Origin of the sequence: Methylobacterium sp. Leaf91, from assembly GCF_001422815.1 — a bacterium.
GTDB lineage: Bacteria > Pseudomonadota > Alphaproteobacteria > Rhizobiales > Beijerinckiaceae > Methylobacterium.
The window spans coordinates 293,840-317,849 of the sequence record NZ_LMMP01000001.1; the positions used below are offsets into that span (position 1 = coordinate 293,840).

A 24,010-nucleotide genomic window follows, 5' to 3' on the forward strand; every position below is an offset into this window, starting at 1 on the left:
AAGGGCCGAACATGGGGATGGCGGATCATGCGACGTGATATAGGGCGCTCGCATGAACCCGCGAGCGCAGACGTCACTTCAGAACAGTTCGGGCGATCTCCTCGCCGACCGGCGCTACGCCTATGCGGAGGCCTGTCTCTCCGAGGGCGATGCGGAGGGCGCGGCCGAGATGGCCGAGCAGGTCCTGGAGATCGCGCCGCGTTACGCGGCGGCGTGGTTCCTGCTCGGACGGGCGCGGGAGGCCCGCCACCTCGCCACAGCGGATGTCGCCCACCACCATGCCGCGCTCAGGGCCTATGGCAATGCCCTCGACCTCGACCCGCATGACGAACTCGGGGCCCGGCTGCGCCTCGTCCAGATCGGCGAGGGCGCGGCTTTGGGGGCGATCTCGCCGGCCTATATCCGCGCCCTGTTCGACGGCTACGCTCCGCGATTCGAGCGTCACCTCGTGGGCGAGTTGCAATATCGCGGGCCGGAACTGCTGGTGAGGGCCCTCGACGGGCTGGACGGCGCGCGGGCGGATTTCGGCGACGTGATCGACCTCGGCTGCGGCACCGGCCTGGTGGGCGAGGCTTTGAATGGGCGCACGCGAACCCTGATGGGAATCGACATCTCCCCCGGCATGCTCACCGAAGCCGCCCGGCGGCGGCGCTACGACAGGCTCATCGAGGGCGATCTCGTCCCCATTCTCCGAGGCGGGACGCGGGACAGCGCCGATCTCGTCATCGCGGCGGACGTCTTCATCTATGTCGGCGGCCTTTCCCCGGTCATGGCCGAGACCGCCCGCATTCTCAGGCCCACGGGCCTCGTGGCCTTCACGGTGCAGTGGAACCCCGATGGCGGCCTCGTTCTCGGTGCCGATGCGCGCTACGCCCATGGCGAGCGCTACCTTCGCCGGCTGGCCGACGAAGCCGGTCTGGACATGCTCGGTCTCGAACCCGCCGTGATCCGCCGCGAGCGCGGGAGCGAAGTGCCGGCGCGCGTAGTCCTGTTGCGCAAACCCGGCCCTCCGGCGCCTTAATCCCAATTGTGCGCGATTGAGTTGAACCGAAGCGGGCCGGCATGTGTTGCACGGCACGACACTCCCCCATTCATCCGCACCAACGCGGCGCAGGCGGTTTATCCGTCGCGTCCGATCGGTAAGGTCCGGCCTTCTCCCGACCCTTACAATCCTCTTCCAGGAGCCTGTTCAGACGCATGGCCGATAAGACCGACAAGTCGTTTCCCGCGAGCCCGAGCACGCGCATTCCCTTCGCACTCGCCCTCTCGGCACTGGCCGGATGCGCCGATTCCATCGGCTTCCTCGAATTTTCACAGCTCTTCATGTCGTTCATGAGCGGCAACACCACCCGCTTCGGCGTCTCGGTGAGCAAGTTCGATTGGGAGAGCACGGCCCGCGTCAGCTCGGTCATCGTCATGTTCTGCTTCGGCGCCTTCATCGGCACGCTGATCGCGGCCTGGGTCGGGCGCTGGCGGCTCTCGGTGATGCTGCTGCTGCAGGCGGTGCTCCTCGCCATCGGCCTCGTCATGCCCTACGGCACCTTCTCCTGGCCGCTGCACGTCTATCCCATCGTCATCGCGCTCGGCCTCCAGAACGCCACGCTGCAGGACGAGGCCGGGCGCAGCCTCGCCCTCACCTATGTCACGGGCGCCGTGGTCCGCTTCGGCACCGGGCTCGCCAACCTGCTGATGGGCAAGGTCGCACCGTCGTTCTGGATCCAGGCGCCGCTCTGGGGCGCCCTGAGCACCGGGGCGGTGATCGGCGGCTTCCTCCAGACCCGTTTCGGCGAGGACGCCTTCCTGTTCCCGGCGGCCCTCGCGGCACTCCTCGCCCTGATCGCCATCGCCCTCACCGTCCTGAAGCCCGGCAGCGCCTATGTCACGGGCGCGGAAGAATACCATCCGCCGGACGCAAGGGGACCGGTGAAGTAAGCGCGTGTTTCATCGGATCTAAGGGCGGATCTTCATGCCGGAGCCGATCGTCTGCCGAAATCGATCATCCCAGCAGAGCACCTCAGGATGAGATAAAGCCTTGGAAAGACACCTCAAATAGGCCCTGCGACCGGCGGACGATGAATGGACCTCGTCCCCGTCCGCCGAACGCGTCGAGAACGACCATCGGTCGGGATCGGCGCCGCTTGGCGATGAGTTCAATCGCCTCCGCCGTCGCTGCGCAGGCGCTTGGTGGCGCCGCGCCGGGACTTCTCGTCGAGGCGCCGCTTCTTCGAAGCGAGGGTCGGGCGTGTCGCCCGGCGCGGCGTCGGCGGCACCGCCGCCTCGGCGACGAGGGCGGCGAGGCGCTCGCGCGCATCGGCCCGGTTGCGGTCCTGCGTGCGGAACTGCTGGGCCATGATGACGATGACCCCGTCCTGGGTCAGCCGCCGCCCGGCGAGGCGCATCAGGCGCACCGCCACGGCGTCGGGCAGGGAGTGCGAGCGCCGCGCATCGAAGCGGAGCTGCACCGCCGTGGAGAGCTTGTTGACGTTCTGCCCGCCCGGCCCCGAGGCGCGCACGAAAGTCTCTTCGAGTTCGGCCTCGTCGATGGCGAGATGCGGGGTGCATTGCAGGGCCATCGCCACCATATTCCTCGTATGCCGGAGCCGCTCAGGCGGCCTCGGACGGCGCCTTCGCCTTCACCGCGAGGGCGTGGAGCCCGCGCTTGAACGCCTCGTCGAGAACGCCGTTCACGATCCGGTGGCGCTCGACCCGGCTCTTCCCCTCGAATGCGGCGGAGACGATCTCGACACGGAAATGCGTCTCGCCCTCGGGCCGTGCGCCCGAATGTCCCGCATGCAGATGGGATTCGTCCACGACCACCAGGGTTTGCGGCGCCAGTTGCGCGTCGAGCGCTCCGGTGATCCAATCCTTGAGCGTGCCGGCCATCGTGTCCTCGTCTTTCCGTCGCTTCGTTCCTAGCCTGTAGGCGCCCGGAGGCTTCGGGGTCGTCAACCCCCGATCTCCGCATGCGTCATCAGGCCCGCCGCCCTTGTGTCTCGGACCCGCCCTCTCATAATCGCCCCACCATGGATCTCAACTCGCGTCTGTTCGACAGCATCCGCATCAAGCGCAAACCCTCCTGCGACGAGCCCAAGGCTGCGTCCCAGACGGGCTGCGAGACCCCCGGCTGCACCAATGCCGGGCTCTACCGCGCTCCCAAGGGTCGCAAGGCGGAAGGCCAGTACTGGCGCTTCTGCATCGACCACGTGCGCGCCTACAACGCCACCTACAACTACTTCGACGGCATGAACGACGCCGCCGTCCAGGCCTACCAGAAGGACGCCGTGATCGGGCACCGCCCGACCTGGGCGATGGGCGTGAACCCGGCGACGCGGGCCGCCGGAGCGAAACCGGGCGACCCGAAGCGCGACTGGGCCTATGTCGACCCGCTCGACATCCTGCGCAGCGAAGGCGTCGGCGAGACCTCGCGCCGGGCCAAGCCCGAGCCGAGCCGGCCGCGCCTCACGGTGGCCGCCCTGAAGGCCCTCGACGTGCTCGGCCTCGACGAGAACGCCGACACGGCCGCCATCAAGGCGCAGTACAAGGTGCTGGTGAAGCGCTTCCACCCCGACGCCAATGGCGGCGACCGCTCGTTCGAGGAGCGGCTGCGCGACATCATCCGCGCCCACGACACCCTGCGTGCCGCCGGCCTGTGCTGAGCCGGGTGCCGCGAACCGGCACGAACGATGCACGTTTTTGCAAATGACGTGCGGTGGGAGGCGGCAAACCGCGCGGGAGGCCCTATATCGAGTTCTCGCACCCCTTGGCGTCCGCCGACGCAGCCCCTTAAAGGTGGTATTCCACGTCTCGCCCCGTGCGGGACCCGGCAATGCCCACCGAGATAGATCCGCGAGCCCGGCCCATGCCGGCGCCCGCCCCGACGAGGTCCCGTATGCTTTCTGACGACACCCCCGCCTCGCTGCCCGACCGGATGGTCTCCGTCCGCGAGGCCTTCGGCATCGATCTCGACCTCAAGGTGCCGGCCTTCTCGCAGAGCGAGGAGCACGTTCCCGATCTCGACCCGGATTACATCTTCGATCGCGAGACCACCCTGGCGATCCTGGCGGGCTTCGCCCGTAACCGGCGCGTGATGGTCACCGGCTATCACGGCACCGGCAAGTCGACCCATATCGAGCAGGTCGCCGCCCGCCTGAACTGGCCCTGCATCCGGATCAACCTCGACAGCCACGTCTCCCGCATCGATCTCGTCGGCAAGGACGCGATCGTGCTGAAGGACGGCAAGCAGATCACCGCCTTCCAAGACGGTATCCTGCCCTGGGCGCTGCAGAACAACGTGGCGCTGGTCTTCGACGAATACGATGCCGGCCGACCGGACGTGATGTTCGTGATCCAGCGCGTGCTCGAAGTCTCGGGGCGCCTGACGCTGCTCGACCAGAAGCGGGTGATCCGCCCCCACCCGGCCTTCCGCCTGTTCGCCACCGCCAACACGGTGGGGCTGGGCGACACGTCCGGCCTCTATCACGGCACCCAGCAGATCAACCAGGGCCAGATGGACCGCTGGTCGATCGTGACGACGCTGAACTACCTCGCCCATGACCGCGAGGTGGACATCGTCCTGTCGAAGGCGCTGCATTACCAGCGCGACGGCGGGCGCGACATCGTCAGCCGCATGGTCCGCGTCGCCGACCTGACCCGCAACGCCTTCATGAACGGCGACCTCTCCACCGTCATGAGCCCGCGCACGGTGATCACCTGGGCCGAGAACGCCGACATCTTCCAGGATATCGGCTTCGCCTTCCGGGTGACCTTCCTCAACAAGTGCGACGAGCTCGAACGCACCCTGGTGGCGGAATTCTACCAGCGTGCCTTCGGCAAGGAGCTGCCCGAGAGCGCGATGAACGTGGCGCTGAGCTGAGGATCGACGCGGAGGACGCGATGGCCGAACCGGCCTTGAAGGGTGAGACACGGGAATCGTCACCGTCCGAGCGCGCACCGAATCGTGCGCGCTACGAGGATGATTTCTATTCGTGGCTGATCCAGCAAGCCGATCTCCTGCGCGCCCGTCGCTTCGAGGAGCTCGATCTCGAGCACATGGCCGAGGAACTCGAGGATTTGTCGAAGAGCGAGTTCGCCAAGCTTCAGAGCACCCTGCGCGTCCTCGTCATGCACATGCTGAAATGGGACCAGCAGCCGGAGCACCGCACGCCGAGCTGGATCTTCTCGATCCGTGAGCAACGGCGGCGCTACGGGCGGATCTTGTCCAGCAATCCCGGGCTGAAGCCTCGCATCGACGAGGCGCTGAGCGACGCCTACCCGGACGCACGCGATTGGGCCGCCGACGAGACCCATCTGCCGCCGGATGAGTTTCCCGCGGAATGCCCCTACGGCTGGGACGACATCCTGGACCGCCCCTTCGATTTCGACTCGGTGAAGAAGTAGCGATCGTGGCCATCTCGAACCGCAAAGCCGGCGAACGCCGGGAGCCCATCGCCGAACCGCTGAAGCGTTCGGTGGCCGGATGCCTGCGCGCCATCGCCAAGCGCTCCGAGATCGAGGTGGTCTATGCCAGCGACCGGCCGGCGCTCACCGGCGACAAGGCGCGCCTGCCCGAGCCGCCGCGCAAGCTGACGCCGGAGGATGTGGCGATCCTGCGCGGCAATGCCGATTCGATGGCGCTGCGCCTCGGCTGCCACGATGTGGCGGTCCATCGCCGCCTCGCCCCCGAGAATGCCGGTGCGCGCGCCGTGTTCGATGCCGTCGAACAGGCCCGCGTGGAGGCCATCGGCTCGCGTAGGATGGCCGGCGTGGCCTCGAACCTCACGGCCATGCTGGAGGACCGCTACCATCGCGGCGGCAAGTACGAGGACATCACCGACCGGGCGGATGCCCCGATGGAGGATGCCGTCGCCCTGATGGTGCGCGAACGCCTGACCGGGGAAGCCCCGCCCAAGGCCGCGCGCAAGATCGTCGACCTCTGGCGCTCCCATATCGAGGAGAAGGCCGGCCCCAGCCTCGACGGTCTCATCGGCAATCTCGAGAACCAGCGCTCCTTCGCCCGCTCGGTGCGCGAGTTGCTGTCCTCCCTCGACATGGCGGACGAGACGCCGCTCGACCCGGAGGACGACGACAACGAGGACGACAACGAAGGGCAGGACGACGAGCAGACCCCGAGCGAGGGCGAAGCCGAGGAGCAGTCCCAGGGCGACAAGTCCGAGATGGAGACCTCCGAGGAGGCCTCGGACGAGTTGCAGGACGGCGCCACGGAAGCCGCCGACGCTCCCTCCGGCGAATTGCCGGACGAGTCCGAGAACGCCGAATCCGAGGAGGCCTCCGAGGCCAAGCGTCCGCCCAACAACCGGCCCGTCGAGCCGCGCGGCCCCGAATACAAGGTGTTCAATCCCCGCTTCGACGAGATGATCGACGCCGAGGATCTGTGCGACGCCGAAGAGCTCGCGCGCCTGCGCACCTATCTCGACAAGCAGCTCGCCCATCTCCAGGGCGTGGTCGGCCGACTCGCCAACCGGCTGCAGCGCCGGCTCCTGGCGCAGCAGAACCGGGCCTGGGAATTCGACCTCGAAGAAGGCCAGCTCGATCCGGCCCGCCTCGTGCGGGTGATGACCGACCCGTTCCAGCCGCTCTCGTTCAAGCGCGAGAAGGACACGAATTTTCGCGACACGGTGGTGACGCTGCTGCTGGACAATTCGGGCTCCATGCGCGGCCGGCCGATCACCGTGGCGGCCACCTGCGCCGACATCCTGGCGCGGACCCTGGAGCGCTGCGGCGTGAAGGTGGAGATCCTGGGCTTCACCACCCGCGCCTGGAAGGGCGGCCAGTCACGCGAGGCGTGGCTGGCGGCGGGCAAGCCCAACGCGCCGGGCCGCCTCAACGACCTGCGCCACATCGTCTACAAGAGCGCCGACGCTCCCTGGCGCCGGGCGCGCAAGAATCTCGGGCTGATGATGCGCGAGGGGCTGCTCAAGGAGAATATCGACGGCGAGGCCCTGGACTGGGCGCACAAGCGCCTGCTCGCCCGGCCCGAACAGCGCAAGATCCTGATGGTGATCTCGGACGGCGCGCCCGTCGACGATTCGACCCTCTCGGTCAATCCGGGCAATTATCTCGAGCGCCACCTGCGCTGGATGATCGAGGACATCGAGACCCGCTCACCGGTGGAACTCCTCGCCATCGGCATCGGCCACGACGTGACCCGCTACTACCGCCGCGCCGTCACCATCATCGACGCCGAGGAGCTCGGCGGGGCGATGACGGAGAAGCTGGCGGAGCTGTTCGAGGAGGATGCGGGTGGTGCCGCGCCCGTGCGCAGGGCTGCGGGCGGGCGGCGGTAGCCATCGAAATCGAACCGATGCCCCGTTGATTCGGTTCGGCCGTTCATCGAAGGATTTCGGTCGGCCGATTATATGTCTCGCCCTTGGTGAATCTCGGGTAGACTGCGCTTCCGCTTCTGGACCAATGCCCAGAAGCGGCCGTCGATGGCCACAAGTCCGCACCCGATCAGCATTATGCCGAGATAGTGGCGTGCCTCCAAAACCTCTCCGAGCATCGACGCGCCGAGCAAGATCGCCGAAATCGGGATGAGGAAGGTCACGAGAAGCAGGTTCGTTGCTCCCGCGCTCGCCAGCAGACGAAAGTAGAGCACATAGGCCAGAGCCGTCGAGACAGTCGCAATGGCGAGCACCGCGCCCCACACCGGAGGGTCCGGCATCGCAAGCGTCCAGGGGCGATCCACGACCAAGGCGACGGGCAGGAGCATAAGCGCTGATGCTGTAACCTGCCCCGCAGCAGTTGCGAATGGCGAAACGCCCATGAGCTTGAACCGGCGACCGAATACACCCGCGAGCGCGTAAGAGAAGGCAGCGGCGAGCACGGCAAGTTGCGCTAGGACATCTGCTCCGAGCCCGGTCAGCACGTCAGGCCCGACCATCGCAACGACCCCGGCAAAGCCTAGGATGACGCCGACGAGCCGGCTTACTGTCATGCGTTCGTCGACGGTGAGGAGGTGAGCCACGATGACGGCGAAGAGCGGCGTGGTGGCATTCAGGATGGCGGCGAGCCCGGAGGCGATGTGAGTCTGCCCCCACACGATGAGGCAGAAGGGCAAGACGTTGTTCAGCAGCCCCATCCCAGCGAACGCCACCCAGGGGCCGGGCTGCCGCGGAAGGCGTAAGCCTGCAAACGGCAGAACCATGATGAGAACCAACGCGGCGAGCCCAACCCTGAGCACGACGAGGGTGAGTGGCGGAAGAGCTGTGAGCGCAACGCTCGTAAAGAAGAACGATCCGCCCCAGAGCATGGAAAGCACAATCAGCGCTGTATATTCGGCGGCGGACATCGGGCGGTTCATTTCGGAAGGCATGAGCGATTCCCCTTGAGGAGCATTCGTGCCTACAGGGCACCATCTCGCTCGGCGTCTCGTTCCTTGCTCTGCAATTCGCGATCTACTCGCTTTCCTGTAGTCCAGCTTCCACCAAAGTCGAACCTGTTACCCGTAATCACACAGTCGCGGATCTTCGTCGGAGATGTATTCAGGCGCGGCCTCGTTACTGCATGTAACGAGGCCGCCATTTATATAAACCACGATGGTAAAGCTGATAAATAAATAAATATATATCATATAAATACTGAGACATATTCGTGAAATATAATGACTCACCAATATTCTCATTGAGAGTCTCTTCTATCCGGCAAGCAAGGTTTAGGCGGTAGAGGCTGTAACTCACCCATCATAATCATCGAGAACGGATGCGAAGCGTCAGTTCCCGCCCCTACGACACCAACCGCATATCCAACCGCCCCAGCATCCGCCCGAACACGGCCGGATCGTCGAGGGCGCGGGCGAGGACGAGGCCGCCTTGGATCGTCAGGACGGCATCCTCGGCGAGGGAATCCGCCTCGGCGGCCGGGCGCCCGGCGCGGATCAGCGCCTGCGCCAGAGCCTCGCGCCAATCCCGGAAGTAGCCGGCGATCCGGTCCGCGAATCCGTCGCGTCCCTCGGTGAGGGCGAAGGCGCCCACGAGGCAAGCCCTTCGGCCGGAGCGGAAATAGGCGTCCGTCTCCGACAGCATGAGCCGGATCGCCGCCCGTGGATCGGGATCGTCGCGCAGGGGCGCGTAGACCTTCTCCTCGAACCACGCGCCGATGGCGTCGAGGACGGCTTCAGCCATCTCGGCCTTACCGCCGGGAAAGGCGTGATAGAGGCTGCCCTTGCCGAGGCCGGTTCGCGCTCCGATGAGGGCGAGGCTCGCACCCTCGTAGCCGTACTCGCGAAAGACCTCGGCGATGGCGGGCAGCGCGTCCTCCCGCGCCCCCGGCTTCTTCGTCATGGTCCGGTCAGAGCCCGAGATCGGTGAGTCCGGGATGGTCGTCGGGGCGCGGCGCGGCGCGGTCCCAGTGGAACTTGCGCTCCGATTCGGAGATCGCGAGGTCGTTGATGCTGGCATGGCGCAGCCGCATCAGGCCGTTGGCGTCGAACTCCCAGTTCTCGTTGCCATAGGCGCGGAACCAGTCGCCGGCCACATCGTGAAACTCGTAGGCGAAGCGCACGGCGATCCGGTCCTCGGTGAAGGCCCAGATCTCCTTGATGAGACGGTATTCGTGCTCCTTCGCCCATTTGCGGGTGAGGAACTCGACGATGGCCGCACGGCCTGAGAAGAATTCCGAGCGGTTCCGCCAGCGGCTGTCCGCCGTGTAGGCCAGCGAGACTTTTTCAGGGTTGCAGCCGTTCCAGCCGTTCTCGGCGGCGCGGACCTTCTGGATCGCGGTCTCGCGGGTGAAGGTGGGCAGCGGTGGGCGGGATTCGGACATCGGCTCGGGCTCCTGCGCTTGTCTGTACCGATCGGTACAAACAGCGGGCGTGCCGGTCAAGGCGTCGAACCGTTCAGGTGTGACCGAGGATCGCGAGCCACGCCACGGTGGTCGCGACCGCGAGCAGGGTCGAGAGCATGACGGCAGCGGCGATCAACCCGGTCTCGGCCTTGTAGCGGACGGCCAGCAGGTAGGAGTTGATGCCCACGGGCATCGCCGCGAACAGGGTGGCGACCCCGGCATAGGCGGGCGGCATGGTGAAGACGTGGAAGGCCAGCACCCAGACCGCCAGCGGATGCAGGACGAGCTTCAGGGTCGTCACCACCATGGCGCCGGGCAGGTCGTGCAGCACCCGGTAGCGCACGAGGCCGGCGCCGAGCGCGATCAGCGCGCAGGTGGAGGCAGTGCCGGCCAGCGCATCCACCAGCGACTTGACCATGCCGCCGGGGGCGAGGCCGAACGACTTGAGGCCCAAGCCGATCATCAACGACAGGAAGATCGGGTTGCGGAACAGGACGAGGACGAGCCCCTTCAGCCGCTTGAGGATCGATTGCTGTCCGTCCGATTCGATGAGGAAGGTGGCGCAGCCCATCATCAGAGGCAGGTGGACGGCGAGCAGCATGAAGAGCGGAAACGCGCCCTCATCGCCATAGGCTTGCAGGATCATCGGCACGCCGATGAAGATCGTGTTCGATTGGCTGGCCGCGAATCCGTGCAGGATCGCGCCCGTCCGGCCGACGCCTTCTCGCCGCAGGCCGATCAGCGAGCCGACGAGCCAGGACAGGCCGGCGCCGCCGAAATAGCTGAACCAGTACGCCCAGGTGACCTCGCCGGTGAGACCCGGCCGCGTCAGCGTCGCGATGATGAGCGCCGGCACCGCGATGGCGAAGACGTATTCGGATAGCCCATCGCTGACCTTCTCCGACAGGAACCCGGCGAGCGCCGCGACCCAGCCGATGAGGATCAGCCCGAAGATCGGGGCGATGAGCGACAGCACGGTCATCGGGAAGAGCCGGATAGTGGGTCAGTCGGAATCAACGCGAACGGCCGCCGCATGCACAAAGCATGCGGCGGCCGTTCGAGATTAAAATGAGACGTCGAGCGTGATCGAAGCGGGCTCTCGCCGACGCTTCGATATCGCAGCCTCAGGCGGCGGCCGGGGTCTCGACTTCGGCGAGCTTCTTGTGCAGCTCGCGCTTGATCAGACGGGCCGTCTGCGACAGCTCGATCTCGCGAGCCTTGATGAGGAAGGCATCGAGGCCACCGCGATGCTCGACCGAGCGCAGGGCGTGAGCCGTGACGCGCAGGCGAACCCGACGCTTCAGGGCGTCGGACTGCAGGGTGACCTGGCACAGGTTCGGCAGGAACCGGCACTTGGTCTTACGGTTCGAGTGGCTCACGAGGTGGCCGGTCTGCACGGCTTTGCCCGTGAGTTCGCAACGGCGCGACATTGTTCTAAATCCCGTCTCGTTCCGCGTCTGATCGGGCGATGGCGGAAGACCGGTCGCAACGCGCCACGGGCCTCACGCACGCCAAACTCCGATCGAGCGGCGTCTCATTGAAGGCGCGAGCCTATAGGTGACGGGCAGGGCATCCGTCAAGGGCGGCGCTGCGTTTTGCCCGTCGGAATAACCACGCTCCGGGGCCGGTGCAGCGCCATCCAGGCGCCCCGCGCCGCGGCATCCATACGATGTATTAACCACGAACGGGGACGATGACGGAACGATGCCGCCCGGTCTCTACTGCCGCGCGGCTCCAAGCCTTGGAACATCAGAGCCTCACGCCATGTGCGCCATGCGCCTCCTCCGCGCCAGCCTCCTCGCCACCCTCGGCGTGATTCCCGCCTCCGAGGGATTCGCGCGGCCGAAGGCCACCTCCGCCAAAACTGCGGCACCGGCGACGGTGACGGTGGATTACGGCATCGCGCTGGCCGGCATCCCCATCGGCACCGCGCAGGTCTCGGGCCTGTTCGAGACCACGCGCTACCGCATGGACGTGTCGGCCCGCCTCACCGGCCTCGTCGGCGCGGTGACCGGCGGCATGGGCTCGGCCCGGGCCAACGGCCTCATCGCCGAGGGGCCGCAGCCGAACACCTTCGCCATCTCCACCAAGACCTCGAATTCCGGCATCGCCGTGCGGATGGCGCTGGCGCGCGGCAACGTCACACAATCCGAGGTGACGCCGCCCCTGATCGACATGGGCGACCGCGTGCCGGTGACCCCGGCCAACAAGCGCGGCATCGTCGATCCGGCCAGCGCCCTGATGATGCCGGCGGTGAGCCGCGGCGAGCTCACCGACCAGGCCAATTGCAACCGCACCATCCCGATCTTCGACGGCGCGACGCGCTTCAACGTGGTGCTGAGCTACGGCGAGACGCGCAACGTCGAGAAGCCCGGCTATTCCGGGCCGGTCCTCGTCTGCAACGCCCGCTACCAGGCCATTGCCGGGCATCGCCCCGACCGGCCGGGCGTGAAGTTCATGGAGGACAACCGCGACATGTCGGTATGGCTGGCGCCGGTCGAGGGCACCCGCGTGCTGCTGCCGGTGCGCATCGCCGTGCGGACGACACTCGGCACCAACATCATCGAGGCGACCCGGTGGAGCCGTGGCGGGGCGCCGAGCCAGGTGGCGCAGGCGGCTTCGGTCGATCCATGACGGCGAATCGGGCCTGAACCATGGACCAGGCCATCGACATTCCGGTCTCGCGCCCTCGCTCGGTGGGCATGTTCGTCATCGCCCTGTGTTTCACGGTCGGCTGTGCCTCGATCCTCTACGCCCGGCCCGGAATCCACGGTCACGCTTTCGAGCCCGGCAGCTTTCACACATTCCTGATCTGGTTCGGATTGTTCTTCTTCGGCGCCGCCAGCGTCGTCAGCGCCCCCCGGATGTTCCGTTCGGGCACGCTGGTTTCCGTCGGGCGGCAGGGGATCTTCGACCGCCGCCTGTCGAGCGGCTGGATTCCCTGGGACGCGGTCGAGGATCTCAAACCGGTCATGCGGGGACGCCAGCGCTATTTCGTCCTTCGCGTCGATCCCGAACGCTCGGGCGAATTGCCGATCTTCAAAGGGCGGCGCAGGATGGCCCCCTTCACGGGGCTCGGCGCCTATGGCTATGCCATCGGCGGCGCCGATCTCCAGGGCGGGTTCGCGGCCCTCGGCGACGCCCTGTCCGGCACTGCCCTCTGGCGGGCCCCCTCGGGTACCGGGACTCGCTGATGTCGCCTCTGCCCCGCTCTCTTCGCTTCCTCGCCCTCGCGGGCTGCCTCGTCGCGGTGGCGGGCCATGCCGGTCCCGGCCATGCGGGCGAGCTCAGCTCGGACATCTCGCCCTGCGGGGGCGACGCTTATTCCTCGGCGGAGGTGATCGAGGGCCGCCCGGCACGGCGCGGCCCCCTCGTGGCGATGCCGGACACGCTCTGCGCCGATCTCGCGCCGCAGCAGCCGGCGAACCCCGTGGAGATCTATGTCGATCCTTATGGCTACCGGGGCGGTGGCTATCGCGGGGGTGACGCCCCATATGGCGGGGAGACGCAGCGTGGGGGCCGGCCGTCCGGACGGCCCCTGCGCAGCGGCGACTGACCCGAGGCGGCCATCTCGACGGGCCGTCATGAGACCCTGCCGCCGGCCGCTTTCGCCGAAGGGACCCGTCCCGCACACATGACGCGCCGCTCCCTCCCCCCGCAGGCCCGCTCACGCGGCGTCACGGCGGTGCTCGGGCCGACCAATACCGGCAAGACCCATCTCGCCATCGAGCGGATGCTCGCGCATCCGACGGGGATGATCGGGCTGCCCCTGCGCCTGCTGGCGCGGGAGGTCTACCTGCGCGTCGTCGCGCGGGTGGGGGTCGAGCAGGTCGCCCTCGTCACCGGCGAGGAGAAGATCAAGCCGGACCGGCCACGCTACTGGATCTCCACCATCGAGGCGATGCCGCGCGACCTCGACGTCGCCTTCGTGGCCATCGACGAAATCCAGCTCGCCGCCGACATGGACCGCGGCTACGTCTTCACCGACCGCCTGCTGCACCAGCGCGGGCGCGAGGAGACGCTGCTGATCGGCTCCTCCACTATGCTGCCCCTGGTGCAGTCGCTGATTCCCGGTGTACACACCACCACCCGCCCGCGCCTGTCGAAGCTCACCTTCGCGGGCGAGAAGAAGCTCGGGCGCCTGCCCCGGCGCACGGCCATCGTCGCCTTCTCGGCGGAGGAGGTCTACGCCATCGCCGAGCTGATCCGGCGCCAGCGAGGCGGGGCCGCCGTGGTGCTCGGTGCGCTGTCTCCGCGCACCCGCAACGCCCAGGTGGAGCTCTACCAATCGGGCGATGTCGATTACCTCATCGCCACCGACGCGGTGGGGATGGGCCTCAATCTCGATGTGGACCACGTCGCCTTCGCGGCGAACTGGAAATACGACGGCACGCGCTTCCGCAGGCTGACGCCCCCGGAGATGGGGCAGATCGCGGGACGGGCCGGACGCCACCTCTCGGACGGCACCTTCGGCTCCACGGGGCGCTGCGCCCCGTTCGAGCCCGAGATGATCGAGGCCCTGGAGAACCACGATTTCGAGCCGGTGCGCGTGCTGCAATGGCGCAACCCCGATCTCGACTTCTCCTCGCTGAAGTCCCTTCAGGAGAGCCTGGACGAGCATCCGAACGAGAAGGGACTGACCCGCGCGCCCATGGGCGAGGACCAGTCCGCCCTCGAAATCCTGATGCGCGAGGACGACATCCGCGACATCGCCACCAATCCGACGGTGGTGCGACGCCTGTGGGATACCTGCGGCGTGCCCGATTACCGCAAGGTCCACCCCCAGACCCATGCGGATCTCGTCGCCCAGCTGTTCCGATTCCTCATGCGGGGCATGGCCGGGCGCATCCCCAACGACTGGTTCGCCAAGCACGTGGCGATGATCGACCGCACCGACGGCGACATCGACGCCCTGTCCCAGCGCATCGCCCAAGGGCGAACCTGGACCTTCGTCGCGAACCGTCCTGACTGGCTGATTGATCCGGTGCATTGGCAGGGCGAGACGCGTCGGGTAGAGGACAGGCTGTCTGACGCCCTGCACGAGCGCCTTGCGAGCCGTTTCGTCGATCGGCGCACTAGCGTCCTGATGCGGCGCCTGAGAGAGAATACGATGTTGGAAGCTGAGATCACCGCCGGCGGGGACGTTACCGTCGAGGGCCAGCATGTCGGCCATCTGCACGGGTTTCAGTTCGTCGCCGACCCGGGCGCGGAAGGCCACGAGGCCAAGACCCTGCGCAGCGCCGCCGAAAAGGCGCTGGGCGGCGAGATCGAGGCGCGCGCCGAGCGCTTCTCGGCCGCGGCGGATTCGTCCCTGGTCCTGTCCCATGACGGCATCATCCGCTGGACCGGAGACCCGGTCGCCAAGCTGACGCCGGGCGACAAGCTGTTCGAGCCGCATGTGCGGCTGCTCGCCGACGAGCAGCTGACCGGCCCGGCCCGCGACAAGGTCGAGGCCCGGCTGGTCGCCTGGCTGAAGGCCTATGTGGTCAGGCTCCTCGGTCCGCTGATCGAGATCGAGACCGCCGCCGACCTCGTCGGCCTCTCGAAGGGCATCGGCTACCAGGTCGTGGAATCCCTCGGCGTGCTGGAGCGCGCCAAGGTGATGCACGAGATGCGCACCCTCGATCAGGAGGGCCGTGGCGCGCTGCGCCGCCATGGGGTCCGCTTCGGCGCCTATCACATCTTCCTGCCGGCTCTGCTGAAGCCGGCGCCCCGTACCCTCGCCGCCCAGCTCTGGGCGCTGAAGAACGGTGGCCTCGACCAGCGCGGCCTCGACGAGATCGCGCATCTGGCCGGCTCCGGCCGGACCTCGATCAAGGTCGATCCCGAGATCGCCAAGGGCCTCTACCGCGCCGCCGGCTTCCGGGTCTGTGGCGAGCGCGCCGTGCGCGTCGACATCCTGGAGCGTCTCGCCGACCTGATCCGCCCGGCCGTCACCTACCGCCCCGGCACCACGCCGGGCGAGGCGCCCGCCGGCACCGCCGATGGCGACGCCTTCGTCGCCACCGTGGGCATGACCTCGCTGGTCGGCTGTTCGGGGGAGGATTTCGGCTCGATCCTGAAATCCCTCGGCTATGCACCTGAAACGCGCCCCGGCCCGGCGATCACCGTGCCGCTTCTTCCGGCCGCGTCGACCCGCCCCATCGCACCCGCAGCCGCATCGACCGACGACGCGGTGATGGCGTCCGAGGAGGCCGCACCCGCGACCGAAGACGAGGCCAAGCCGGACGCCGAGACGCCTTCGGAAGGCGAGACGGCTTCTCGAGACGGGACGACCACCGAAGACGAGACCTCGCCCGACACGGCCCAGCCCGTGGCGGAAGGCGTGCCCGACCCCGAGACGGTGTCCTCCGAGGCCGCACCCGCGGAGGACGAGCCGGCACCGGCAGCCGAAGCTCCGGTCGATGCCGCAGAGGAACCCGAGGCGGCTCCCGTCCCCGTAGCGGAATCCGCAGCCCTCGCCGGCATCGAGCCGGAAACGGCCGAGACGGCCTCTCCTGATGCGGCCGAGGGCGAAACGCCCGTGGAATCCGCCCCGGCCGAGCCGGTGATGGTCGAGGTCTGGCGCCTGCAGCGGCATCAGCGCAGCTCCGCTCCGCGGCAGAACCGCCCGCGCGGCGGTCGCGATAACGCTCAGGCGGGCGATCGTGGTCCGGGCGAGGGCCGCCAGGACCGTCGCCCCGCTCATGCCGGCGGCCCGGACGGCGCACAGCGCAACCGTGGTGGCCAGGGCGAGCGGAGCGGGCAAGGCGAGAGGCAGGATGGTGGGCGTCGCGATGGTGGCCGGCCGGATGGCGGGCGTCCGCCACGTCGCGAGCGTTTCGAGCCCGGCCGGGTCCGGCCCGAGCGTCGGGACGAGAGTCGTTCCGCCGCACCGCAGGAACAGCGTCCGCAGCGGCGCGAACGGGCTCCGGATCCGGATTCGCCCTTCGCCAAGCTGGCCGCCCTCAAGGCCCAGCTCGAAGCCGGCGACGGCGGCAAGCGCTGAACCGGGAATCTGAAGAGGGCGGATGAAGCCGGGGCGTCAGCGTCTCGACAAATGGCTCTGGTTCACCCGCTTCGCGCGGAGCCGCTCTCTTGCCGCCGCCTTGGTGGAGGACGGCTTCGTGCGGGTGAATGGGACGCGCATCGACAACCCCGCCAAGGGGATCGCCATCGGTGACGTGGTGACGGTCGCCGCCGCCCATGGGACGGCGGCGGTGAGGGTGATCGATCTCGGGGAGCGGCGCGGTCCCGCGCCGGAGGCGCAACGGCTCTATGCCGACCTGTCGGCGGGCCGGAACGCAGTGCCCGACGATCAGGACTGATCGTTGCCGCGAAGACCGAGTGGCGGGAGTGTGTCCCGGTAACATCGCCCGAGCGGCCATGATGCGGCCACTGCTTGTCAGTCCCGGTGGCAGGGGCTAGAGCCGTGCGGAAATAGTGAGGCCTCGCGCGACCCACGGGCGCGTTAACGAGGCCGTGCAAGGGCCGGGTCTAGGATCGCGCCCGAACGGGCCGAGGTGGTTGACTCGCCCGACCATGGATTGAGGCTGAAGGGCACATGACCTACGTCGTCACCGACAATTGCATCAAGTGCAAGTACATGGACTGCGTGGAAGTCTGCCCCGTGGATTGCTTCTACGAGGGCGAGAACATGCTCGTCATCCATCCCGACGAGTGCATCGATTGCGGCGTCTGCGAGCCGGAATGCCCCGCCGAGGCGATCAAGCCCGACACAGAGCCGAGCCTGGAGACCTGGCTGAAGCTCAATGCCGATTACGCGCGGAGCTGGCCCAACATCACGCAGAAGAAGGACGCGCCTTCGGATGCGAAGGAATGGGACGGCGTCAGCGGCAAGTTCGAGGCTCATTTCTCCGCCTCGCCGGGCAAGGGCGACTAGGCCAGTTCCCGAGCAGGCGATATCGAGCGAAGGCTCCACCCGGATGGCGTTTCGCAGGTTTTGGTCCGCGCGTTAGTGAATCGCGCGCCTGCCCGCGATGATGCGTCCGGCCCTGTCGGATTTCGGCGGATCGCGTGCGCCTCATGACGTCGCAGGCGGTCGTGCAACCCACCGCCCGAGGCCGTTGCGATTGCGCTCTCCGCACGGGACCGGCTCCCTGAGGATATCCCTCCGGCAGATGGCGCACGCATGCCCTGCGTCGGCAATCCTTTGATTCGGTGCCCGGTTTGTGGTACATCAAGGGTCTGCCGTCGTTCGTGCCTGACGTGCTGCCTTTGGCCACCCAAGCGGTGGTTTCCAAACCTTTCGACAGAGTCGGCATCCCATTCCATTGGGACGCTACCTTTCCGAGACGAGGCGGCATGTGATCGACCGCTGGAGGCGCGTGCGCTTCCCGCGGCACCGGTCGCATGGTGTGGATGATCGGCTAGCCTGGGACCCGCCCGGCCGATGCATGTTGCATCGATGGCCGGCGGACAAGAGGCTCAAGCCGGGTCACCCACCCCGGGAATGAAGGTTCGGCGCGATTCGACCCGCGCGATGTTCTGGAGGCGCTTCTCGCATGACCACAGCCAAGAAGACGACGGCAGGCCGCCAAGGCTTCAAGACCGGCGAAGCGGTGGTGTACCCAGCTCATGGCGTCGGCCGCATCACTGCGATCGAAGAGCAGGAAATCGCCGGCTACAAGCTCGAGCTTTTCGTCGTCTCTTTCGAGAAGGACAAGATGGTCCTGCGCGTTCCGACCGCGAAGGCCAACAGCGTCGGCATGCGTAAGCTCGCCGAGCCCGAGCTTGTCAAGAAGGCCCTCGACGTTCTGACCGGCCGCGCCCGGATCAAGCGCACCATGTGGTCGCGCCGCGCCCAGGAATACGAGGCCAAGATCAATTCCGGCGACCTGCTGTCGGTGACCGAAGTGGTCCGCGACCTCTACCGGTCGGAGGCTCAGCCGGAACAATCCTACAGCGAGCGCCAGCTCTACGAGGCCGCCCTCGACCGCGTGTTGCGCGAGATCTCGTCGGTGAACCGCATCACCGAGACCGAGGCACTCAAGCTGATCGAGCAGAGCCTCGCCAAGTCGCCCCGCCGCGCCAAGGGCGAGGCGGAAGCCGAAGGCGATGCCGAGACGGACGGCGACAGCGACGAGATCCGGGAAGAGGCCGCCTGAGCGGCCCGCCGATCCCAGACGGATCCGTTCGACGATCGGGCCCGGCGCACCAGCGCCGGGCCTTTTTCTTTGTCGGCACTGCGTCGGCCGGCTGCTCCGATGCGCCGCAGGGTCACGGCCCCCTGTCAGCCCCGGCCTGCGGAACTATCCACGCAACGGCTCCGTTGTTCGGTGCCTGGGCGATGCCCCCGGGCTGGTGCCCTCGCTTTCTGGACCATTGGGGTCGATCGACCCCGAACGTCCGTCGCGGCGCGCGCACGCAACGGACGAAAGGCGGAGGCGGGAATGGCGGATATCGCGGGGATACGGCGACAGTTCATTCGTACGGCCATGGAGGCGCCCTTCCTGGCGCGGGACGAGGAACGTGGTCTCGCCGTCCGCTGGAAGGATGAGCGCGACGAACACGCTCTCCATCGCCTGATTTCGGCGCATATGCGTCTCGTCATCGCGATCGCGGGGCGGTTCCGGCATTACGGTCTACCCATGGCCGACCTCGTCCAGGAAGGGCATGTCGGCCTCATGGAAGCGGCGGCCCGGTTCGAGCCGGAGCGCGAGGTCCGTTTCTCCACCTATGCGACATGGTGGATCAGAGCCTCGATCCAGGATTATATCCTTCGCAATTGGTCCATCGTCCGCGGCGGCACGAGCTCCGCGCAGAAGGCGCTGTTCTTCAATTTGCGCCGCCTGCGCGCCCGGTTGATGCAATCCACCGAGGAGCATGTGGGCGACGAGATCCATCGCCGCATCGCCACGGCCATCGGCGTCTCCCGCGAGGACGTGGCGCTGATGGACGCGCGACTGTCCGGGCCGGACATGTCCCTGAACGCTCCGGTCGGCGAGGAAAGCGAAGCCTCATCCGAAAGGATGGACTTCCTCGTGGACGGCTCCGACCTTCCCGACGAGACGGTCTCCGCCTCGGTGGATGGCGAGCGCAGGCTCACCTGGCTCAACGAGGCGCTCACCGTCCTGTCCGAGCGCGAGTTGCGAATCCTCCGCGAGCGACGGCTGACGGAAGACCAGGCCACTCTTGAGGCCCTCGGCCGCCGGCTCGGGATTTCGAAGGAGCGCGTGCGCCAGATCGAGAACCGCGCCCTGGAGAAGCTGCGCCGTGCCCTGGCGGAGCGTTTTCCACAGAGTGCCGGGAACGTGTATGTCTGACCGGATGTCGCTTGCCGCCTGACCCAGTGCGCTGCACATTAACGCTTCGGCATCCCGTCTGTGGGAAGCCGGGGCGTGATGGCACGTGGACGGGCAGGTCGGCAGAGATGGACGTCGCGACACAGAGGCCTCTCCTCACCCTCGCGATGATTCTCGCCTTGAGCGTCGCGCTCGTCGGAATCATCGCCGTCAGGCACAGCCTGTCCTGGCTGGCCGCCGCCGGGACATTCTACGGCATCGTCGCTCTCTGTCAGATCGTCTATCTCACCCTCGTCGTCGCCTTCACGCGGGATGGAGCGCCTGAGCGACCTATGCCGGGCGCGTCCAGGCCGCCCTCGATCCGATAGCCCCACGATGGCATCGGGAACGATGACATCGGGCAGCACGGCATCGAGCCGCTAAAGTGGCCGTCGACTTTCACCACACGCGTTCGGGGAACCGGGCATCGGATCGAGCCCGCTCCGACGAGTCTGTCACGGTCTGGGATGTCGATCTGACCCTCTCGGACGAGCATCGCGCACGCTGCCGGGATCTCCTCTCCGATGACGAGAAGGCTCGCGCGGACCGATTCGTGCGCGATGCGGATCGATGGCGGTTCGAGGCCAGCCATGCGGCCCTGCGCCTCACCCTCGGCCATCGTCTCGGAGCGGACCCGCGCGGCATCGTCTTCAGCGTGGAGCCGTCGGAAAAGCCGTATCTGGCGGGGGCGGCAGCCGGAGCATGCCGTTTCAGCCTGTCGCATTCCGGCAGCCGCGCCCTGATCGCCCTTTCCTCCTCCGCCGAGATCGGCGTCGATGTGGAAGAGGTGCGCCCGATGCCCGATCTCCTTCGCATCGCCCGCGCCCATTTCGCCGGATGCGAGATCGCAGCCCTGGAAGCGCTGGAGCCGGTCGAGCTGACGGCGGCGTTCTTCGCCTGCTGGACGCGCAAGGAGGCCGTGGCGAAAGCGACCGGCCAGGGCCTCTCCCTGCGCCTCGACAGCTTCGCCGTCTCCGTCACGCCGGACATAGCGGAGCTGCTGACCATGCCGGGCGGGACGAAGGAGTGGAGCCTGCACGCACTCCCCGCCGCGCCGGGCTATTCCACGGCCCTCGCCATCCGGGCGGCGGATATCGGTTGCCTGTACCAGGCCCTCCCGCCCGACTGGCCCACCGGGCGGGCAGCCATATGGCAACAAGGTCGATGATGACGCTTGCGGCTCCGCGTCGGCCTCGCTATACGTCCGCTCGCCGGTGGTGACGCCGGCCGTCGGAGTGTAGCGCAGTCTGGTAGCGCACCACGTTCGGGACGTGGGGGTCGCAGGTTCAAATCCTGCCACTCCGACCAATTTTCCCGAGAGCTTGCAGTCTCTTACTGCTCCCCCAAAATCCAAGCCTTACATGGACCGCTTCGCGGACCGAATGATCCGCGTCGGGTTCCGCGTGACCTTGTCCGCCTTCGGATGCCGCGAGGCTGCTCGATGGTCGGAGACGCCTCTTGGAAACCCGTATTCGGTGACCGGCCCAGATCGCCCCGGTGATTCAGGTATGGGGCGAGGCGTGGCGGGCGGGATCTCACCAGCCATGACGTGCTTTCCACCCTCGAGTCGTCGTCGATCGTCTGGGCCATTCGGGGGCGAGCGACGCGCCGGGATGAGCCTCGCTACCAACGCTAGGCAAAGAGACCCGTCGACGGCGGCCCCGCCCTCGACGCCTTCGCCGGCTGCGCCCTCCACCCTGATCCTGAACATGTCCACGTGGAGAAGGACGAGATCGAGCACGAGCTTCGACCGTTGCTGCATCGCTCCATGGTCAGGAAACAGCAGCCAGGACCGATACTTGGATAGCCCAACAAGGGACTGTCGGGCCTGAGTCTAGAGGAGCTTCAGGACAAGCAGAGGCAACTGAATGTTAAGGGCATCTGCGCTATGTCCCAGACGAGACACAGACCGGTCGAGACGTGTCTGTCGTTCGTATAAGCGAGATAGCGCCTTGAAACGTCGGGATTTCCTCATCGGGGCGTCCGCCCTTGGCTTGGCCTCCTCGTCTGTCGCGAAGGCCGCCGTATCGCCGCTTCAGGCGCCAGTGGCGGCGCCCGCGGGAGCCCGGATCGCGCGGGTCGCCATACATCCGGCGATCGGCTTTTCCCGGGTCGGCAATTCCGACGCCTGGTTTCCCGCACCCGAGGTGCCGGGCCTCCTCGACGAGCCGGAGGGCGGCTTCAAGGATTCCGAAGGCCGCATCAAGAAGCAGGTTCAGCGGTTCCGCCTCTATGGCTACGACGAGGAAGGCCGCGTGGTGCGCGAACTCGACGCTTCCAAGGGCGTCCGCTGGAGCGTCCACGTGGCCAACACCAAGGCGGCCTGGTACGGGTTCATCAATGCGCTCGATCAGGGGCCGGCGGCGCCCGGCATTCCCGGCACCCAGCGCAATCCCCTGGTCCTGGCCGACCGGCGCGACGATCTCCTGGTGATCGACCCCGGCATCGTCGAGATCGGCGGCATCTCCGCCAATGCCGCGGGCAAGGATCCGGCCTGCCGCATGCAGGGTCGGTTCTGGAACACCCTCGATGTCGATCTCGGCCACCTGCGCACCGACGACAACGGCCGCCTGCTGGTCTTTGCCGCCAACGGCATCTCGCGCACGGCCCTGCCGCAGAACCCGGTGCGCGACTTCACCAACAACGACGGCTGGCACGACGATTGGTGCGACGGCTGGGTACAGGCCAGGGTCGAAATCGACGGCGCCTCCGTGCCATGCGAACCGGCCTGGATCGTCTGCTGCGGTCCGAAATTCGCGCCCCAGCTCGAACCCATCGTCACGCTCTACGACGCCGCCCGCGAAGCGATGGTCGAGCTCGGCCATCTGAAGGCCCCCTCCGATACCGTCTCGTTCCGGCGCGACGTGCTGCCGATCCTGCGCCGGGCCGGCACCATGCAATGGGTGGCCACCTCCTCGTTCCTCGGCGCGGCCTGGAACCAGATCGGCGACCTCTCCAGTCCGGCGCTCATCGCCAAGCTGGCGCGTCCCCATGAAGAGGGCCGCGCGATGCGGCAGAACGTTCTCCAGGCCTTCCGCCGTCCGGGCGGCGAGGACCAGCGGGCCGCCGCCATGCCGATCATGCTGGGCGACGGGGTGAATTATCCGGAGAGCCAGCGCACCTGGCTCACCCTCACGCCGACCCAGTACCGTCAGCTCGAACTCTGGGCGGACGGAAAATTCGCCGACGATTACGAAGACGCGGTCGCCGATTCCGTCACGCGCCTCGACGACCTGCCGCTCGCCCTCCGGCCGGAGGCCCTCACCCGTGCCGCGCTCGATGCCTGCTCGGGCGGAGCCTTCCACCCCGGGGTCGAGATCACGTGGCCGATCCGTCATGCCGCCCTCTATCGCGGCCGTGACGAGACGAAGCTGCCCTTCCGCATCAAGATCTCGGATCGACCGGGCCTGATCCAGGATCTCGGCCTGCAGCTCAATGCCACCAACGTGTTCGCGGGCAATCCCGCCAAGCCGCGCGAAGGGGCTCCCATCGGCCCGCAGGCCCCCGGCGACCTGACCCGCTGGATGGGTGTGCCGTGGCAGGGCGACGCTTTCAGCTGTCAGGCGGTTCTGACCGCCTCGGGCTTCCCCACCCCGGTCTGGTGGCCCGCGCTGCTTCCGGTGGATGTCCTACCGGAGACTTTCTACGAGCACGTCATGCGCACCGATCTCAGCGACGAGGAGCGTTTGCGCTTCTACCATGCGCGGGTGCCTTGGGCGCGGGGCGCGGCCGGTATCGGGCTTCACGTGGAGGCGGGCTACACCGATGGCCTGCGCCGTATGATCGAGCTGTGGACCCGCATGGGTGTCCTCGTCCGCCGCCCCGGCCCCAAGGGCCTGACCGGCGTTCCGGAGGTGATCTACGTGGAGACCCAGCGCGGCTCCATGGACATCGCAGCCCCGTTCCCCCGCCGCTGAGCACGCGGC

24 protein-coding genes and 1 tRNA gene are annotated in these 24,010 nt (G+C 67.5%); 18 read left to right on the forward strand and 7 right to left on the reverse strand.

All coding sequences use genetic code 11. The features are described from left to right. The first annotated feature begins 52 nt into the window (after positions 1-52). Entirely contained in the window at positions 53-1,021 is a 969-nt protein-coding gene (locus tag ASF32_RS01270; RefSeq protein ID WP_056422472.1) for a methyltransferase domain-containing protein, read from the forward strand. 176 nt (positions 1,022-1,197) lie between these two features. Continuing rightward, complete coding sequence (locus tag ASF32_RS01275) at positions 1,198-1,932, forward strand: YoaK family protein (RefSeq protein WP_056422475.1); 735 nt, start codon at positions 1,198-1,200, stop codon at positions 1,930-1,932. A 218-nt stretch (positions 1,933-2,150) separates the two neighbouring features. Here ASF32_RS01275 and arfB read toward each other — a convergent pair whose 3' ends face one another. Then, positions 2,151-2,573, reverse strand: coding sequence for an alternative ribosome rescue aminoacyl-tRNA hydrolase ArfB (gene arfB / locus ASF32_RS01280; RefSeq protein WP_200919010.1), 423 nt, complete (start codon positions 2,571-2,573; stop codon positions 2,151-2,153). Positions 2,574-2,604: 31 nt separating this feature from the next. Further along, on the reverse strand, positions 2,605-2,883 hold the full coding sequence (locus ASF32_RS01285; RefSeq protein WP_056422480.1) for a BolA family protein: 279 nt from the start codon (positions 2,881-2,883) through the stop codon (positions 2,605-2,607). A gap of 140 nt (positions 2,884-3,023) precedes the next feature. Here ASF32_RS01285 and ASF32_RS01290 point away from each other — a divergent pair, with 140 nt between their 5' ends. The 4 genes from ASF32_RS01290 to cobT all read left to right on the forward strand — a co-directional run bounded on the left by ASF32_RS01290 (position 3,024) and on the right by cobT (position 7,304). After that, a complete protein-coding gene (locus ASF32_RS01290) occupies positions 3,024-3,656 on the forward strand; it encodes a DnaJ domain-containing protein (RefSeq protein WP_056422483.1) in 633 nt (210 codons plus the stop codon). A gap of 233 nt (positions 3,657-3,889) precedes the next feature. Then, the gene (gene cobS / locus ASF32_RS01295) at positions 3,890-4,873 is read left to right on the forward strand and encodes a cobaltochelatase subunit CobS (RefSeq protein WP_056422487.1); all 984 of its coding nucleotides are present in this window, start codon (positions 3,890-3,892) and stop codon (positions 4,871-4,873) included. A gap of 20 nt (positions 4,874-4,893) precedes the next feature. Further along, positions 4,894-5,397 (forward strand): DUF29 domain-containing protein, encoded by a 504-nt coding sequence (locus ASF32_RS01300; protein WP_056422490.1) that lies wholly within the window; start codon positions 4,894-4,896, stop codon positions 5,395-5,397. 5 nt (positions 5,398-5,402) lie between these two features. Further along, positions 5,403-7,304 (forward strand): cobaltochelatase subunit CobT, encoded by a 1,902-nt coding sequence (gene cobT / locus ASF32_RS01305; RefSeq protein WP_056422492.1) that lies wholly within the window; start codon positions 5,403-5,405, stop codon positions 7,302-7,304. Positions 7,305-7,372: 68 nt separating this feature from the next. Here cobT and ASF32_RS01310 read toward each other — a convergent pair whose 3' ends face one another. The 5 genes from ASF32_RS01310 to rpmB all read right to left on the reverse strand — a co-directional run bounded on the left by ASF32_RS01310 (position 7,373) and on the right by rpmB (position 11,231). After that, positions 7,373-8,332 carry a DMT family transporter gene (locus ASF32_RS01310; protein WP_056422495.1) on the reverse strand — a complete coding sequence of 320 codons (960 nt, stop codon included), beginning with the start codon at positions 8,330-8,332 and terminating at the stop codon, positions 7,373-7,375. Positions 8,333-8,741: 409 nt separating this feature from the next. Next, positions 8,742-9,299, reverse strand: a complete 558-nt coding sequence (locus tag ASF32_RS01315) for a TetR/AcrR family transcriptional regulator (protein ID WP_056422498.1) — start codon at positions 9,297-9,299, stop codon at positions 8,742-8,744. A gap of 7 nt (positions 9,300-9,306) precedes the next feature. Further along, complete coding sequence (locus tag ASF32_RS01320) at positions 9,307-9,780, reverse strand: nuclear transport factor 2 family protein (protein ID WP_056422500.1); 474 nt, start codon at positions 9,778-9,780, stop codon at positions 9,307-9,309. 73 nt (positions 9,781-9,853) lie between these two features. Then, positions 9,854-10,783 carry an AEC family transporter gene (locus ASF32_RS01325; RefSeq protein ID WP_056422503.1) on the reverse strand — a complete coding sequence of 310 codons (930 nt, stop codon included), beginning with the start codon at positions 10,781-10,783 and terminating at the stop codon, positions 9,854-9,856. A 142-nt stretch (positions 10,784-10,925) separates the two neighbouring features. Further along, a complete protein-coding gene (rpmB, locus tag ASF32_RS01330; protein WP_018046086.1) occupies positions 10,926-11,231 on the reverse strand; it encodes a 50S ribosomal protein L28 in 306 nt (101 codons plus the stop codon). Between the two features lie 334 nt (positions 11,232-11,565). Between rpmB and ASF32_RS01335 the strand changes: the two genes are divergently transcribed. The 12 genes from ASF32_RS01335 to goxA all read left to right on the forward strand — a co-directional run bounded on the left by ASF32_RS01335 (position 11,566) and on the right by goxA (position 24,001). After that, positions 11,566-12,435, forward strand: a complete 870-nt coding sequence (locus tag ASF32_RS01335; RefSeq protein ID WP_056422507.1) for a DUF3108 domain-containing protein — start codon at positions 11,566-11,568, stop codon at positions 12,433-12,435. Positions 12,436-12,455: 20 nt separating this feature from the next. Then, on the forward strand, positions 12,456-12,995 hold the full coding sequence (locus ASF32_RS01340; RefSeq protein WP_056422510.1) for a hypothetical protein: 540 nt from the start codon (positions 12,456-12,458) through the stop codon (positions 12,993-12,995). After that, the gene (locus ASF32_RS01345) at positions 12,995-13,357 is read left to right on the forward strand and encodes a hypothetical protein (RefSeq protein ID WP_056422513.1); all 363 of its coding nucleotides are present in this window, start codon (positions 12,995-12,997) and stop codon (positions 13,355-13,357) included. The genes ASF32_RS01340 and ASF32_RS01345 overlap by 1 nt, the downstream gene beginning before the upstream one ends. Positions 13,358-13,435: 78 nt before the next feature. Continuing rightward, a complete protein-coding gene (locus tag ASF32_RS01350) occupies positions 13,436-16,789 on the forward strand; it encodes a helicase-related protein (protein WP_056422516.1) in 3,354 nt (1,117 codons plus the stop codon). 22 nt (positions 16,790-16,811) lie between these two features. After that, positions 16,812-17,108 (forward strand): RNA-binding S4 domain-containing protein, encoded by a 297-nt coding sequence (locus ASF32_RS01355; protein ID WP_056422519.1) that lies wholly within the window; start codon positions 16,812-16,814, stop codon positions 17,106-17,108. A gap of 236 nt (positions 17,109-17,344) precedes the next feature. After that, on the forward strand, positions 17,345-17,683 hold the full coding sequence (gene fdxA / locus ASF32_RS01360; RefSeq protein ID WP_056422521.1) for a ferredoxin FdxA: 339 nt from the start codon (positions 17,345-17,347) through the stop codon (positions 17,681-17,683). A gap of 622 nt (positions 17,684-18,305) precedes the next feature. Further along, the gene (locus ASF32_RS01365) at positions 18,306-18,908 is read left to right on the forward strand and encodes a CarD family transcriptional regulator (RefSeq protein WP_056422526.1); all 603 of its coding nucleotides are present in this window, start codon (positions 18,306-18,308) and stop codon (positions 18,906-18,908) included. A 285-nt stretch (positions 18,909-19,193) separates the two neighbouring features. After that, positions 19,194-20,066, forward strand: coding sequence for an RNA polymerase factor sigma-32 (locus tag ASF32_RS01370; protein ID WP_056422529.1), 873 nt, complete (start codon positions 19,194-19,196; stop codon positions 20,064-20,066). A gap of 107 nt (positions 20,067-20,173) precedes the next feature. After that, positions 20,174-20,413: a hypothetical protein gene (locus tag ASF32_RS01375; RefSeq protein WP_056422532.1), complete on the forward strand. Its 240-nt coding sequence runs from the start codon at positions 20,174-20,176 to the stop codon at positions 20,411-20,413. 56 nt (positions 20,414-20,469) lie between these two features. Then, positions 20,470-21,252 carry a 4'-phosphopantetheinyl transferase superfamily protein gene (locus ASF32_RS01380; RefSeq protein WP_082490345.1) on the forward strand — a complete coding sequence of 261 codons (783 nt, stop codon included), beginning with the start codon at positions 20,470-20,472 and terminating at the stop codon, positions 21,250-21,252. A gap of 63 nt (positions 21,253-21,315) precedes the next feature. After that, positions 21,316-21,392: transfer RNA gene (locus ASF32_RS01385), tRNA-Pro, on the forward strand. 644 nt (positions 21,393-22,036) lie between these two features. Next, positions 22,037-24,001: a CTQ-dependent glycine oxidase GoxA gene (goxA, locus tag ASF32_RS01395; protein WP_056422537.1), complete on the forward strand. Its 1,965-nt coding sequence runs from the start codon at positions 22,037-22,039 to the stop codon at positions 23,999-24,001. The last annotated feature ends 9 nt before the right edge of the window (positions 24,002-24,010 follow it).